Source organism: Arcobacter caeni (assembly GCF_003063245.1).
GTDB lineage: Bacteria > Campylobacterota > Campylobacteria > Campylobacterales > Arcobacteraceae > Aliarcobacter > Aliarcobacter caeni.
The window spans coordinates 24,644-38,290 of record NZ_MUXE01000006.1 but is presented as its reverse complement, the minus strand read 5'-3'; the positions used below and the strand labels follow the sequence as shown (position 1 = coordinate 38,290).

The window sequence follows — 13,647 nt, the reverse complement described above, 5'->3', positions numbered from 1 at the left end:
TTATAGACCTAAAGCGTCATTGATTGAGTATAATTTTGCATCTTTTCCAATAATCCATTTTGCAACTTTAATTGCACCTTTTGAAAAAGTATTTCTAGCTGTTGCTGTGTGATTTAATTCTAAAAATTCACCATCATTGTATAATCCAACTGTATGGCGACCAACAATATCACCACCTCTTAAAGCCATTACTGCAATTTCATCTTTAGTTCTTGCACCAATTTGACCATCTCTTCCTGAAATTCTTACATCATCTAAATTTAAATCTCTAGCACTTGCTGCATGTTCAGCAAGTGTTAAAGCCGTTCCAGATGGAGAATCAACTTTATGTCTATGATGTTGTTCAACTATTTCGATATCAAAATCTCTTAATGTTTTAGAAGCAAGAGCAACAAGTTTATTTAAAACTGCAACTCCTAAACTCATATTTGTAGCATATAAGATAGGTACTATTTTACTAGCTTCTAACAACAAATTTTGTTGGTGTTTAGTAAATCCAGTTGTTGCAATAACAAGTGGTTTATTTCCACCATTTTCTATAACTTGTGTTAAAAGTGCTTCAGTAGCAGCTGGCGCACTAAAATCAATGATTACATCTGATGAATCAAATAATACTTTCATATCATTTGTTACAATTGTATCACTTGGTAAATTTTTTTCTAATTTACCAAAAACATGAACAGCTGATACTCTAGCTTCTTTATCATTCGCTAAATCATCAATTAAAAGCGAACCTACTCTTCCTGTACCACCTAAAATACCTACTTTTATCATTTATAAAATTTTCCTTATCCTAAATATTCAATTATATTAACAGCTGCTGTTGCACCATCACCTGCTGCACAAACCACTTGTTTTGGGGCATCAATTCTAATATCACCTGCTGCATAAAGTCCAGCAACTGAAGTTCTCATTCTTAAATCAACAATAACTTCACCTGCTTCATTTAAATTACAAAGAAAAGTTCCATCTTCTTGTTTTAATGGAGCATTTAATACATCTCTTCCAACAAATACAAAAATACCAGGAGTTGGTAAATCTCTTATTTCACCTGTTTCTTTATGTTTAACTTTTAATCCTTGAACTCCACTTGCATCACCATATACTTCTTCAACCATTACATTTGTAACTTCTTCAATATTAGAAGCGTGTTTCATATGTTCGATTGTTGATGGAGCTGCTCTGTAAGTATCTCGTCTGTGAACTAAATACACTTTTGAACACATTTTTGATAAATAAACAGCCTCTTCAATAGCAGAATCTCCCCCACCAATTACTGTAACTTCTTTTCCTCTATAAAAAAATCCGTCACAAGTAGCACAAGTTGAAACACCTTTTCCAAAGAATTCATTTTCACCTTTAAACCCAGCTCGCTTAGGAACTGAACCGGTTGCTATTAAAACTGTTTTTGCTTGAAATTCTTTTTTATCATTTGTAGTTAATGTAAAAATATCTCCAGATTTTGTAACTCTGTCTATTTGAGCCATTTCATGTTTTAGTCCAAATCTTTGACATTGTTCAGGCCAATTAGCCATTAAATCCATACCTGAAACTACTTCAACTTGTCCTGGATAGTTCTCAATTTCCGATGAACTTGTAATTTGTCCTCCTGGCATTCCCATTTCAAACATAACTACATTTTTTAATCCACCTCTTGTTGCGTATAATCCAGCTGTTAATCCAGCTGGACCTCCACCAATAATCGCTAAATCCAACATATTAATTCCTTATTTTTGATTAAATATTTTATAGTATTTTTTAAAGCATAATAATACAAAAATATTTGTAAGTTATAGGTTAAATACAATACTAGTTAAGGATAAATTTTATCTAATAATAATTTATATCCATCTTAAGTCTATGATAAAATTTAAAAATAAAAAAAGGGAGAAGTAAAAACTTCTCCCTTTTTTAAAATATTTATTTAATTGTATATATTATAATAATGAATTGATTTTATCAGTAAATGCTTGTTTAGAAGAAGCACCTACCATTTGATCAACAACTTCACCATTTTTCATGAATAAAATTGTAGGAATTGATCTAATCCCATATTTTACTGCTAAATCTTGTTCTTCATCTGTATTTACTTTACAAATGTTTGCTTTTCCTTCAAAATCAGAAGCCAATTCTTCGATAACTGGAGCAATCATTCTACAAGGTCCACACCAAGGAGCCCAAAAGTCTACCATCGAAACACCCTCTTTTGTAACTTCTTCAAAATTTGCAGGAGTTAATTCAATATATTTTCCCATTTCATTTCCTTATTATTAAATTTTAATTTCATTTTTAGCTAATTATTTATTCTTATAAACTAACCTAAATCATTATAACTTGTGAAAACTTAAATTTTGTTTTACATTATATCAAGTTATCACTAATCAAGGCTAAATAATTTTTTAGTTAAAATAAGATAATTTAATTTAAAATGGATAATTTTATGGATATCAGAAAAGAATATTTAGAATTTTTTAAAAGTAAAGGGCATGACATAGTTTCTTCTATGCCATTAGTTCCAGATGATCCTACATTAATGTTTACAAATGCAGGAATGGTTCAATTTAAAGATATTTTCACAGGTTCAGTTCCAAGACCTGAAAATCCTCGTGCAACATCTTGTCAATTATGTGTAAGAGCTGGTGGTAAACACAATGACTTAGAAAATGTTGGATATACAGCAAGACATCATACACTATTTGAAATGTTAGGTAATTTCTCTTTTGGAGATTATTTTAAAGAAGATGCAATTGCTTATGCATGGGAATTTATTACAGTAAATTTAGCACTTCCAATTGAAAAATTATGGGTAACAGTTCATGAAAATGATGACGAAGCATTTAATATCTGGACAAAATATATAGATTCAACGAGAATTATAAGATTTGGAGATAAAGATAATTTCTGGGCAATGGGTGACACAGGTGCTTGTGGACCATGCAGTGAAATCTTTTATGATCAAGGTGATGAACATTTTAATGGACCTGAAGATTATATGGGTGGAGATGGAGATAGATTCCTTGAAATCTGGAACTTAGTTTTCATGCAATATGAAAGATCTGCTGATGGAAAACTAAATCCATTACCTAAACCATCTATTGATACAGGAATGGGACTTGAAAGAGTTATTGCTATTAAAGAAGGTGTTTTAAATAACTTTGATTCATCAAATTTTAAACCAATAATTGAGAAAATTGAAACATTAGCTTCTAAAAAAGCTACAAAAGAAAATATTGGTTCATACAGAGTAATAGCTGATCATTTAAGAGCAACATCATTTATGTTATCTCAAGGTATTTTATTTGGAAATGAAGGAAGACCTTATGTTTTAAGAAGAATATTAAGACGAGCTGTTAGACATGGTTATCTAATTGGATTTAGAAAACCATTTATGGCACAACTTCTTAATACACTTATTAATATTATGGGTGGACACTATTCTGAACTTGTTGAAAATAAAAACTTTATAAAAGAGCAATTAACCCTAGAAGAAGATAGATTCTTTAAAACTATTGATTTAGGTATGTCTTTATTTAATGAAGAGTTAGCAAATACAAAAGATATTTTCTCAGGTCAAATTGCATTTAAACTTTATGATACTTATGGTTTTCCTTTAGATTTAACGGAAGATATGTTAAGAGATAAAGATTTAAAAGTAGAAATAGCAAAATTTGATGAATTAATGAATGCACAAAAAGCTATGGCAAAAGCAGCATGGAAAGGAAGTGGTGACGCTTCAAATGATGGTGATTTTAAACAATTAATTGAGAAATATGGAATAAATAAATTTGTTGGATACGATAATGTAACTTATAAATCAAAAATTCTTGCTCTTTTAAATGAAAATTTTAAAGAGGTTTCGACTTTAGAAAAAAATTCTACTGGTTGGGTTATGCTTGACAAGACTCCATTTTATGCAACAAGTGGTGGACAAAGTGGAGATATTGGAGCTTTAGAAGATAATAAACATATTGGAATTATTGAAGATACACAAAAATTTCATGGATTAAATCTTTCAAAAATTAAAGTTGCAAATTCAAATTTAAATCAAAATCAAACCGTAGATGCAGTAGTTGTTAATAGATATGAAATAGCAAAACATCATAGTGCTACACACCTTTTGCAAAGTGCACTAAAAATGGTTTTAGGAGATAGCGTTTCTCAAGCTGGTTCATTAAATGATAGCTCAAGATTAAGATTTGACTTCACATATCCAAAAGCTATGACAACTGCTCAAATTGATGAAGTTGAAGATTTAGTAAATACAATGATTTCAAGAGGAATATCTGGGAATATTGAAGAGTTACCAATAGAAGAAGCCAAACACAAAGGTGCGATTGCTATGTTTGGTGAAAAATATGGTGATATGGTAAGAGTTGTTAGTTTTTCTGATGTTTCTGTTGAGTTTTGTGGTGGAACACATGTAAAAAACACAGCAGATATTGGAAGTTTTTATGTGGTTAAAGAATCAGGTGTAAGTGCAGGTGTGCGAAGAATTGAAGCTGTTTGTGGAGCTGCTGCTATTGCTTATACTAAAGAAATTATCGCTGCTATGAATGAAATAAAAGCTGAAATTAAAAACAATGATGTGATTTCTGGAATTAAAAAATTAAAAGAGCAAATCAAAGAACTTAAAAAAGAAGTAGAAACTGTTCAAAGCCAAACATCAGCACCAATTAGCGAAGAAACTATTGGTGATACAAAAATTGTGGTAGCCGTTGTAGAAAATGGTGATTTAAAGAAAATTGTTGATGATTTAAAAAATGCAAATGAAAAACTTGCAGTTTTATTACTTCAAGCAAAAGATGATAAAGTATTAATAGTTGCAGGAAGTAAAAACACAAATATCAAAGCTGGTGAATGGATTAAAAATATTGCTCCAATCGTTGGTGGTGGTGGTGGTGGAAGACCAGATTTTGCCCAAGCTGGTGGAAAAGATGTTACAAAAGTTGAAGATGCAAAAATTGCTGCTTTAACTTATGCTAAAGAAAATTTATAACGATTAGAGGATTAAAAAAAATCCTCTAATTACCAAAGTCAGATTCACTTTGTTTTGAGAAATACCCATTTAAAATATTCATCCTTACCAAACTATTTGAATAATTAGAATTAAATCTAGGCTCATTTATATATTTATTTACATAATTTATATTATATTCTTTAATCATTTCATCAAAAAGTTTTCCTTTATAATCAATAATAAAAAAATCTTCAAATACTGAATAACTATATATTAAATTCATATAATATTTTTCATCTATAAGATAAGTACTAAATTCATAATTCTTATACTCAACTCTTTCTATCGTTTTTATACTTTTAATTTTTAAAGTTGATTTAAATAAATCATCAAAAAAACCTCTAGACATTCCATTCCAAGAGCAATTTGAATCTAAGTTTATGTACTCATAAAATAGCTTTCCGTATTTTTCTTCTTCGTTTTGTGAAATATAAGAGAATTTTGTACAAGAATCATAGGTAAAATTCTTTTTATTATTTTTAGAAATTTGAATATTATCTAACGAATTATTTTCTATCGAAGAACAACCACCTAGCAGTAAAAGTAATGACAAATATATAATTTTTTTCAAAACAACTCCTTTATTTTTATAATTATATTATACAAAACAGATGTTAAAACTTGACATATGTTTTATTTTTTAATACTATTAAATTCAGAAACCTATAATTTAAAAGGTATTTAATTTGATTATATATTTTAAAAACTTTTTACTATTTCTTATTTTGTCACTTATAATGACTGGTTGTTCACTTAAAAATAGTGATAATAGTAGTTTATCTTCACAAAACGGTGAATATATATTTCAAAGTGCTTCTTTGGAAAATACTATAAAACAAAGAGATATGAAATTTAAAAAGTATAAAGAAATTATGAAATCAAATAAAAGCCTTGACTCTTTAAGCTATCAAAATGAACGAATAGATTTAGACTTAGACCTATTCGATTTTTATAGTGAATGGGAGGGCGTAGAATATAAATTAGGTGGTGATTCAAAAAGCGGAATTGATTGCTCTGGTTTTATACAAAAAGCCTTTAAAGAGAAATTTAATTTATCTATGCCAAGAACAGCTCTTTTACAATCGCAAGTTGGGAAAGAAATAGATAAAAGTCAATTACTAAGTGGAGATTTAGTATTCTTCAAAACAGGTGATGATATAAACCATGTTGGCATATATCTTGAAGATGGATTATTTGTTCATGCCTCTACAAAAATTGGTGTAACAATTTCCGAATTAAGTAATTCTTATTTTAGCAAAAGCTATTGGAAGGCACAAAGAATTATCGATTAAATTTTATTATAAAAGGAGAATTAGTGATAAAGAAGACTTTTATACTTCTACCAGTTATGTTATTACTTTCAGCTTGTAGTAACAAGAATATTCAAATAGAAGAGAACAATAAGATAAAGAATAGTAATTTGAATGCTTCTAGCATATCTTATAATGATTATAAATCATCGTATGAATCAGAAGAGAATAATAAGCTTAAAAATAGACCTCATTCAAAATATGAGCCTACAATAAGTAAAAAAGATTATGATAAATTGGTTTTAGATAATACAGAAAAAGTTGAATCTTTAAATTCAAGAGTTTTAACAAAAAAACAAGCTTTCGTTGATTTTTATAACGACTGGAAAAATGTTAAATATAAGATGGGTGGAAGCACAAGAACTGGTATAGATTGTTCTGCCTTTACTCAAAAAGCTTTTAAAGAAAAGTTTGGTATTGAATTACCAAGAACTACAGTAACACAAGTGAATGTAGGAGTAGAAGTTAAAAAAGATGACCTTAAAATGGGTGATTTAGTTTTCTTCAAGACAAGTAAAAGAGATAAGCATGTAGGAATTTACATGGGAGATGGTGCTTTTTTACACTCATCAATTAATGGTATCCAATTTTCAAAATTAGATAAACCTTTTTATAAAGATACTTATTGGACTGCTAGAAGAATTATGAATTAATTCTTCTAAAACCCACTATAAAGAATCAAAACTATCGGTATATAAATAACTGATATTAAAGTGCTTAAAAGAACTGTAAAGGAAGCCTTTTCAGGTCTTGCCTTTAATAAAACTGCAAGTGTTACAGTATTTCCGGCAAGTGGAACAACTGAAAATAGAAATAAAACTTTATAAACTTCTTCATTTAAAAAGCCTATGAAATTTTTGTCTATAAAAATAATAAATAATATAACTGTTGGCCAAAAAATAAATTTATAAAAATATGCGATTTTTAGATATTTTATATCTACATCAGCTTTTAAATTAAACCCTTTCATTCCCATACCAAGCATCATCATTCCTAATATTCCGTAAGACCATTTAAAACCCTCAAAATAAGGAATAATAGATTCAGGAGTTCTAAATCCTAAAAGATTTAAACAAAGACCTAGAATAAAGGCATATAAAAGTGGAAGTTTAATTACTTTAACAATCGATTGTCTTGCCGTAAAACTACCTTTTGCAGTTACATAAAAACCTGTTGTATTTTCATATAATAAAGAACCAAGAGTTGCAAAAATAAAAATATTTGCTGATTCAGGACTTAATAAAATCATCGATAAAGGAATACCAAAATATCCAGTATTTCCTGTTCCACAAGTAAATGATAAAGTATTTATACTCGCATCATTCCAATTATTTTTATATTTTCTTAATACATAAAAGGCTATTGTCGTTCCAAAAAAGAAAACAAATAGAGGCAAAAAAAGTAGTTGTAAATTTAATTGAATAGATAAAGTAGCAAAAAGAATTACAATTGGTCCTAAAATATATATAAGTAGTGTGGCTATAAAATTTCGTTTAACCCTAAAATATCTTGTTAAAATATATCCAATTGCAATATTTAGATATAAAGGGGAAATTTTTCCTAATAAAATAATAAATAAATTCATATAAATCTCTTAAAATAATTTAGGATAATTGTAACTAATAATGATAAAAATAAAGCAAATACATAGTCTTATAAGTCTAGGAAGCAGAAAGAATACAAAATTTTATGTATTTACTATTATTTGAATAATTTTATTCAAATGAAATGATATATTTATGATTTTTTTATAAATCTAAATATTTTGATAAAATAAATAGACAAACTATACAAATTAAATACATTTTAAAAGCATAAAAAATATTTAATCTAAAAATCTCTTTGGCATCAAAATCATATCTTGCAACAACTGTTAAATTTAATCCTGAAAAAGGTGAGGTGGAAACAGTAGTTGACCAAGCCATCAAGAAAGTCAAAGCTAATAAAGTATGATTTACTCCATTTAAAAAATCTCCAATTATTGCAATAGTTATAATTGGATGAATTCCAACAAAAGCTAAGAGAATAAAAATAAAAAGTAATATTGAAGCAATTTGCCAATCAAAAATCTCAAAAGGCAAGTCTAAATTCATACCAATTAATATAGAACTAATAGAAATACCAAACATTCCAGCAACTAAAAAAAGTGACATTTCTGTTTTCATTTTTGGCAATTCTTCACTTATATAAAAAGCTAAATTAGAAAAAGATTTTCTTAAACCTTTTGTTATAGGTAAAATAAACAAACACATCAATATTGAATAAGTTGAAATAAGAACAATTACTTTAATATTTGGAAAAAAATAGTTTGTAGCTAAAACTAATAATGCCAACATAAAAGGCAAATATAAACTCTCTAAAGATAAAGGGTAACCTCTAAATTCATCAATATTAAACTCTTTATTATTTACTTCATAATAAGTAATCAAAAAAGCTAATATTGCTAAAACTATTCCATTTAATAAAATTATAGAAGTGTCTAAATTAGGAGCATAAGTAATAGCAGCTGCAAATGCCACAAAAAAAGGCGACCAATACGCATCACTTGCAAAGGCTCTTGTTAATAAAACAACTTGGATATTTGTTAAAGGTGCTTTTTTATACATTTTATCTGCAATCAAAATAAGTGAAGATATATTTATAACTGAGCCAAAAAGATGTACACTTAAATATGTTTTTATAAAAGATTTTTTACCTTTTGGAAGAGCAGAAACTTTCTCTTTTTTTGGTGTTGCAATAAGTCTTAAAAATCCAACAGCAATTAATAGAGTTAATAAATATTGATTTACAGTAAATACTTTTATAAAATCAATTTTAAAGCTATTAAAATATGAAACAAAAAAAGCTAAAAAACTCATTATTAACAAAATTATAATTATTTTTTTATTTTTGAGTGAAGAAAAAAGTATTAAAAATGAAATCCATGCAAAAATTCCTGCAAAAATCAACAATTTTTCATTAAAGAAATAAGAATATAAAGTAGTTAAAAAAGAAATAAAGATTAATAAACCTGCGATTTTTGATAAAAACAACATTAATTCACTTCTCTTTTAAAAAAGATTGATAAATATATTCCTGATGAAATTAATAAAATTCCAATAAAATGATAAAACTCTAAAAACTCATATAAAAGAATATAAGCTAAAAATACATAATATTTCATAAATTACTTTTTTTCCTATTAAATTTTATTGGTCATTTTTTAAAAAGCAATTATATTCAAATTGTGTATAATCCAAATAAAAAAGGCCTAATTTGATAAGACTTGGTTCAAATTCTACAACAAGAGCATTAATCTTAAAAACTTTTGGTATTGATTTTATTCAAAATGGTGGAACTTTTGATGAAGATTCTATAATAACTACTAATCCAAAATCTTTTTGTTATGAAGCAACTATGGGGAAATTTAAAGACTTATATAAAATATATGGTGTTGAAAAAATGCCTTTATTAGTTGCTGATTCTGTTGTTACATGTGAAGGAAAACTATTAAGAAAAGCAAAAGATTTAGCTGATGCAAAAGCTATGCTTGAACTTCAAAGTGGAAATTTAACATCTGTTATAACTTGTATGATTTATAAATCCAAAGAAAAAGAACTAATTGATATTTCAATTACAACTTATGAATTTGAACAATTTGATAAAAAACATATAGAAGAATATCTAAAATCAGGTGAATGTTTTGGAAAAGCTGGAGCTATTATGGTTGAGGGATTTTGTAAACCATATATAAAAAAAGTTATTGGATATGAAAGTTGTGCGATGGGATTGTGTGTTGAAAAACTAAAACCTTATCTTTAGAGGAAAACCTCTAAAGACCTAAATATTTTAGTTAAACTCAGGCTTTGCAGTATCTATTGTAGATTCTGGAAGTTGAGGATAAGAAATAGCTGGTTTTACACCTTTTAATGTTTTTAAGAATGTTACAATTTGAGCTGCATCTGAATCAGAAATTTCAATTCCTAATTGAACAGAACCCATCTCTTTTACAGCTTCATTTAATGACCAAATTTGCCCATTATGGAAATATGGTGCTGTTTCTGTAATATTTCTTAGAGTTGGAGTTTTAACCATTCCTTTATCATCACCTTTGAAATCACCTACTGTTGTAAATTTATATTTAGAAGCTACTTCAAATGCTTGCATTGTTCCACCAAGAGCAATTCCTGAATGACAAGAAGTACAACCTTTATCTATAAATAAAGTTAATCCTTTTTTCTCTTCATCATTTAATGCTTTTTCTTTACCATTTAAGAAATCATCAAATTTTGATGGAGTAACTAGTGTTTTTTCAAAAGTTGCAATAGTTGCTGTTATTGTTGCAAAATCTACTTTTACATCTTTTCCATAAGCTTTTTTAAATTCATTTACATATTCAGGAATAGAATTTATTCTTTGTTCAACAAGAGATGCAGGTGCTGCCATTTCAGGACCAGCTTGAACAGGACCTTGAGCTTGATCTGCTAAATGAGGACTTCTTCCATCCCAAAATTGTGCTTTGAAAAATACAGAGTTATAAACTGTTGGAGAGTTTAAATGATGAGGATTTGGTGTCCATCCATGTCCAATTGCAGCAGGAATTCCATCTGCTCCACCTAAACCTATATTATGACAAGTATTACATGAAATAAGTCCACTTTTTGAAAGTCTTGGATCAAAATATAATTTTTTACCAAGTTCAACTTTTTCATTTGTAATTGGATCTTTCTTATCGTCAATTAATTTCATTAATTCAACTTTTGAAGCAGGAATTGCCTCAAGACCACTTTGTTTTGCTTTTGTTAATAATGAACTATTTGCAAATAAAGTACTTGCACCTAATATACATACAGCTAATGTTATTTTTTTCATAACTTCTCCTTTAATATAATTTTAATTCTAGGATAATTATTATTAATTGAAAATTAATTTTATAAATAATTTAGATATTTTACATAAGTTTTTATTATAATACAAGATAAAAAATATCCTGTTTATAGTGTTTATATGGTTTTAATAAGATATTTTTTGTCTTGTTTTAATATAAGATTTTATAAAGATTATTTAAAAAGATTTTTAATTACAGTAATCATCCCTTGATGAATATTATAAATTGAAAGAGGGAAATCAAGACTGTCTTCATCAACTAAATTGATTTTATTAGAAGATAAATAAACTCCTAATTTTTCTAAATCTATTATTTGATACTTTACATTTTTATAGTCAGTTCTAATTAATTTATTTTGCTCATTACTTTGTTGTATTATAAATGCTAGTGTTTTCAGACAAACCAAATCACTCCATCTATAAAAGAGTTGACTATCTATTAAAGTTACTATTTCTCCCTCAGGAGTAAATAATAAATTTTGCTTTTTTAAAGGAAGTAATACTGATAAAATTGCTTCACAAAAAGGTAATATTTTTTCTTTCCAAAAATCAGCTTCATCGCTTTTTTTTAGTTTATCATCTATATTTTGTAATATCTCTTCTAAAGAAGAGTTTTGTAATAAATTACTTAAATTATCATTCATCATTTAACCTTTAATACAAGTTGTTCAGCTAACAAACCTAAACTTTCTTCCACTTGTTTTGTATCACCATGTTCTATAAAATTATCTTCATATTCAAAAGTTGTTACTTGAACATTATGGATTTTTTCATCATTTAAAACTTCTAAAATAGCACTTGATACTCCACCTTGTTTTTGTGAATCTGAGAAAACATACCAATCATTATATTTTTTTGATAATTCAATTAACATATCTTTATCTATTGGTTTAACAAATCTTAAATCTAAAATAGCAATATCTTCTTTATGTAAAATTTCTGTATCAATAGCACGACTAACTCCAGCTCCATATCCAATAAAAAGTTTGTTAGAACTTCCCTCTTTTAGAAGTTCTGCTTTTCCTAAACTAAATGGTGTTGGTTTGTAAACTAACTCTTTAAACGCGCCTCTTGGGTATCTAATTGCACTAGGACTTGTTAAAGTATAAGCAAATTCTAAACCTTGAATTAGAGTTTCATTATCTCTTGGAGCAAATAAAATCATATTTGGTATAAATCTCAAAAATGAAATATCAAAAACTCCTTGATGAGTTTCCCCATCATTTCCCACAGTTCCAGCTCTATCCATTGCAAATACAACAGGTAAATTCATTAAACAAACATCATGGATTATTTGATCAAATCCTCTTTGTAAAAATGTTGAATAAATCGTAATGTATGGTTTAAAGCCCTCTTTTGCCATAGCAGCCATTGAAGTAACTGCATGTTGTTCAGCAATTGCAACATCCCAAAATCTATCAGGGAATTTTTCCATAAGTTTATTTATTCCTGTACCACTTGGCATGGCAGCGGTAACTCCAACAATATTTTCATATTTAGACGCTAAAGTTATTAAAGCATCTGAAAAAACAGCAGTTGCAGCTTTTGGTGCTTCTTTTTTTATAAAAACTCCATCTTCAACATTAAAAGGTCCAACTCCGTGCCAATGCTCATGTTGTCCCTCAGCAATTGGATAACCTTTTCCTTTTACTGTTCTTGCATGAACAATTACAGGTTTTCCCATAGCTTTTGCAATTTGTAAAGTATCAATAATCTCAGCAATATCATGCCCATCAATAGGACCAATATAATCTATACCCATTTCTTCAAATAAGATTCCAGGAGTAATAAGTTTTAAAGCTTCTTCCATTCTTTTGGCAATATAAATAGTGCCTTCTGGCATGTTTTTTTTGATAAACTTATCAACTTTAGTTTTAAACCCTTGATAATATTTACCTGCTAAAAGTTTTGAAAGATATTTTGAAATTGCCCCAATTGGTTTTGCAATTGACATTTCATTATCATTTAAAATAATTACAACTTGAAGTTTTATATCTCCCAACTCATTTAAAGCTTCATAAACCATTCCAGCAGTCATAGAACCATCACCAATCATAACAACTGGTACTCTATTCTCTTTTTTTAGTTTGATAGCCTTAGCAGCTCCCACAGCTAATGAAATAGAAGTTGAACTATGACCAGCTACAAAATAATCAGCAGGACTCTCCTTTGGTTTTGTAAAACCACTAAGTCCTCCAAATTGTCTTACAGTTTCAAATTCTTCCCATCGTCCTGTTAAAAGTTTGTGAGGATAACATTGGTGTGAAACATCAAAAATAAAAGGATCACTGTATGCATCAAATACATAATGCATACCAAGAGTTAACTCAACCGCCCCAAGGGTAGATGAAAAATGCCCACCCTTTCTTGATACCACATCAATAATTCTATCTCTTATGTCTTGTGATAACGCGTCTAACTCTTTTACTGACTTATCTTTTATTTCCATTTATT

General features: G+C 28.0%; 14 protein-coding genes. 4 read left to right on the top strand and 10 right to left on the bottom strand.

What is annotated here, in order from left to right; genetic code table 11:
• The 3 genes from dapB to trxA all read right to left on the bottom strand — a co-directional run bounded on the left by dapB (position 1) and on the right by trxA (position 2,255).
• Complete coding sequence (gene dapB / locus B0174_RS05515) at positions 1–774, bottom strand: 4-hydroxy-tetrahydrodipicolinate reductase (protein WP_108558663.1); 774 nt, start codon at positions 772–774, stop codon at positions 1–3.
• Between the two features lie 14 nt (positions 775–788).
• Positions 789–1,718: a thioredoxin-disulfide reductase gene (gene trxB, locus B0174_RS05510; protein WP_108558662.1), complete on the bottom strand. Its 930-nt coding sequence runs from the start codon at positions 1,716–1,718 to the stop codon at positions 789–791.
• Between the two features lie 219 nt (positions 1,719–1,937).
• Positions 1,938–2,255 carry a thioredoxin gene (gene trxA / locus B0174_RS05505; RefSeq protein ID WP_108558661.1) on the bottom strand — a complete coding sequence of 106 codons (318 nt, stop codon included), beginning with the start codon at positions 2,253–2,255 and terminating at the stop codon, positions 1,938–1,940.
• 185 nt (positions 2,256–2,440) lie between these two features.
• Here trxA and alaS point away from each other — a divergent pair, with 185 nt between their 5' ends.
• The gene (gene alaS / locus B0174_RS05500) at positions 2,441–4,996 is read left to right on the top strand and encodes an alanine--tRNA ligase (RefSeq protein WP_108558660.1); all 2,556 of its coding nucleotides are present in this window, start codon (positions 2,441–2,443) and stop codon (positions 4,994–4,996) included.
• Between the two features lie 25 nt (positions 4,997–5,021).
• On the opposite strand, the gene B0174_RS05495 is transcribed toward alaS, so the two are convergent.
• Positions 5,022–5,588, bottom strand: coding sequence for a hypothetical protein (locus B0174_RS05495; protein WP_108558659.1), 567 nt, complete (start codon positions 5,586–5,588; stop codon positions 5,022–5,024).
• 115 nt (positions 5,589–5,703) lie between these two features.
• On the opposite strand from B0174_RS05495, the gene B0174_RS05490 reads away from it, so the two are divergent.
• Entirely contained in the window at positions 5,704–6,309 is a 606-nt protein-coding gene (locus B0174_RS05490) for an NlpC/P60 family protein (RefSeq protein WP_228156419.1), read from the top strand.
• A 23-nt stretch (positions 6,310–6,332) separates the two neighbouring features.
• Complete coding sequence (locus B0174_RS12295; RefSeq protein WP_205663497.1) at positions 6,333–6,980, top strand: NlpC/P60 family protein; 648 nt, start codon at positions 6,333–6,335, stop codon at positions 6,978–6,980.
• Positions 6,981–6,985: 5 nt separating this feature from the next.
• Here B0174_RS12295 and B0174_RS05480 read toward each other — a convergent pair whose 3' ends face one another.
• The 3 genes from B0174_RS05480 to B0174_RS12410 form a co-directional block, all read right to left on the bottom strand.
• Positions 6,986–7,912 carry an AEC family transporter gene (locus tag B0174_RS05480; protein WP_108558658.1) on the bottom strand — a complete coding sequence of 309 codons (927 nt, stop codon included), beginning with the start codon at positions 7,910–7,912 and terminating at the stop codon, positions 6,986–6,988.
• Positions 7,913–8,075: 163 nt separating this feature from the next.
• Positions 8,076–9,362: a tellurium resistance protein TerC gene (locus tag B0174_RS05475; RefSeq protein WP_108558657.1), complete on the bottom strand. Its 1,287-nt coding sequence runs from the start codon at positions 9,360–9,362 to the stop codon at positions 8,076–8,078.
• The gene (locus tag B0174_RS12410) at positions 9,362–9,490 is read right to left on the bottom strand and encodes a hypothetical protein (RefSeq protein WP_265734936.1); all 129 of its coding nucleotides are present in this window, start codon (positions 9,488–9,490) and stop codon (positions 9,362–9,364) included. Before B0174_RS12410 ends, B0174_RS05475 begins: the two co-directional genes overlap by 1 nt.
• Positions 9,491–9,582: 92 nt before the next feature.
• Between B0174_RS12410 and maf the strand changes: the two genes are divergently transcribed.
• Positions 9,583–10,128 (top strand): septum formation inhibitor Maf, encoded by a 546-nt coding sequence (gene maf / locus B0174_RS05470; RefSeq protein ID WP_108558656.1) that lies wholly within the window; start codon positions 9,583–9,585, stop codon positions 10,126–10,128.
• A gap of 27 nt (positions 10,129–10,155) precedes the next feature.
• Here maf and B0174_RS05465 read toward each other — a convergent pair whose 3' ends face one another.
• From B0174_RS05465 to dxs, 3 genes are all read right to left on the bottom strand, one after another.
• Positions 10,156–11,178 carry a cytochrome-c peroxidase gene (locus B0174_RS05465; protein WP_108558655.1) on the bottom strand — a complete coding sequence of 341 codons (1,023 nt, stop codon included), beginning with the start codon at positions 11,176–11,178 and terminating at the stop codon, positions 10,156–10,158.
• A gap of 188 nt (positions 11,179–11,366) precedes the next feature.
• A complete protein-coding gene (locus B0174_RS05460) occupies positions 11,367–11,837 on the bottom strand; it encodes a hypothetical protein (RefSeq protein WP_108558654.1) in 471 nt (156 codons plus the stop codon).
• Entirely contained in the window at positions 11,837–13,642 is a 1,806-nt protein-coding gene (dxs, locus tag B0174_RS05455; RefSeq protein ID WP_108558653.1) for a 1-deoxy-D-xylulose-5-phosphate synthase, read from the bottom strand. Before dxs ends, B0174_RS05460 begins: the two co-directional genes overlap by 1 nt.
• Positions 13,643–13,647 lie beyond the last annotated feature (5 nt).

Bases quoted from the DNA above. Each gene is read 5' to 3' on its own strand.
- dapB (WP_108558663.1), bottom strand. From the start codon at position 774: ATGATAAAAGTAGGTATTTTAGGTGGTACAGGAAGAGTAGGTTCGCTT.
- trxB (WP_108558662.1), bottom strand. From the start codon at position 1,718: ATGTTGGATTTAGCGATTATTGGTGGAGGTCCAGCTGGATTAACAGCT.
- trxA (WP_108558661.1), bottom strand. From the start codon at position 2,255: ATGGGAAAATATATTGAATTAACTCCTGCAAATTTTGAAGAAGTTACA.
- alaS (WP_108558660.1), top strand. From the start codon at position 2,441: ATGGATATCAGAAAAGAATATTTAGAATTTTTTAAAAGTAAAGGGCAT.
- B0174_RS05480 (WP_108558658.1), bottom strand. From the start codon at position 7,912: ATGAATTTATTTATTATTTTATTAGGAAAAATTTCCCCTTTATATCTA.
- B0174_RS05475 (WP_108558657.1), bottom strand. From the start codon at position 9,362: ATGTTGTTTTTATCAAAAATCGCAGGTTTATTAATCTTTATTTCTTTT.
- B0174_RS12410 (WP_265734936.1), bottom strand. From the start codon at position 9,490: ATGAAATATTATGTATTTTTAGCTTATATTCTTTTATATGAGTTTTTA.
- B0174_RS05465 (WP_108558655.1), bottom strand. From the start codon at position 11,178: ATGAAAAAAATAACATTAGCTGTATGTATATTAGGTGCAAGTACTTTA.
- B0174_RS05460 (WP_108558654.1), bottom strand. From the start codon at position 11,837: ATGAATGATAATTTAAGTAATTTATTACAAAACTCTTCTTTAGAAGAG.
- dxs (WP_108558653.1), bottom strand. From the start codon at position 13,642: ATGGAAATAAAAGATAAGTCAGTAAAAGAGTTAGACGCGTTATCACAA.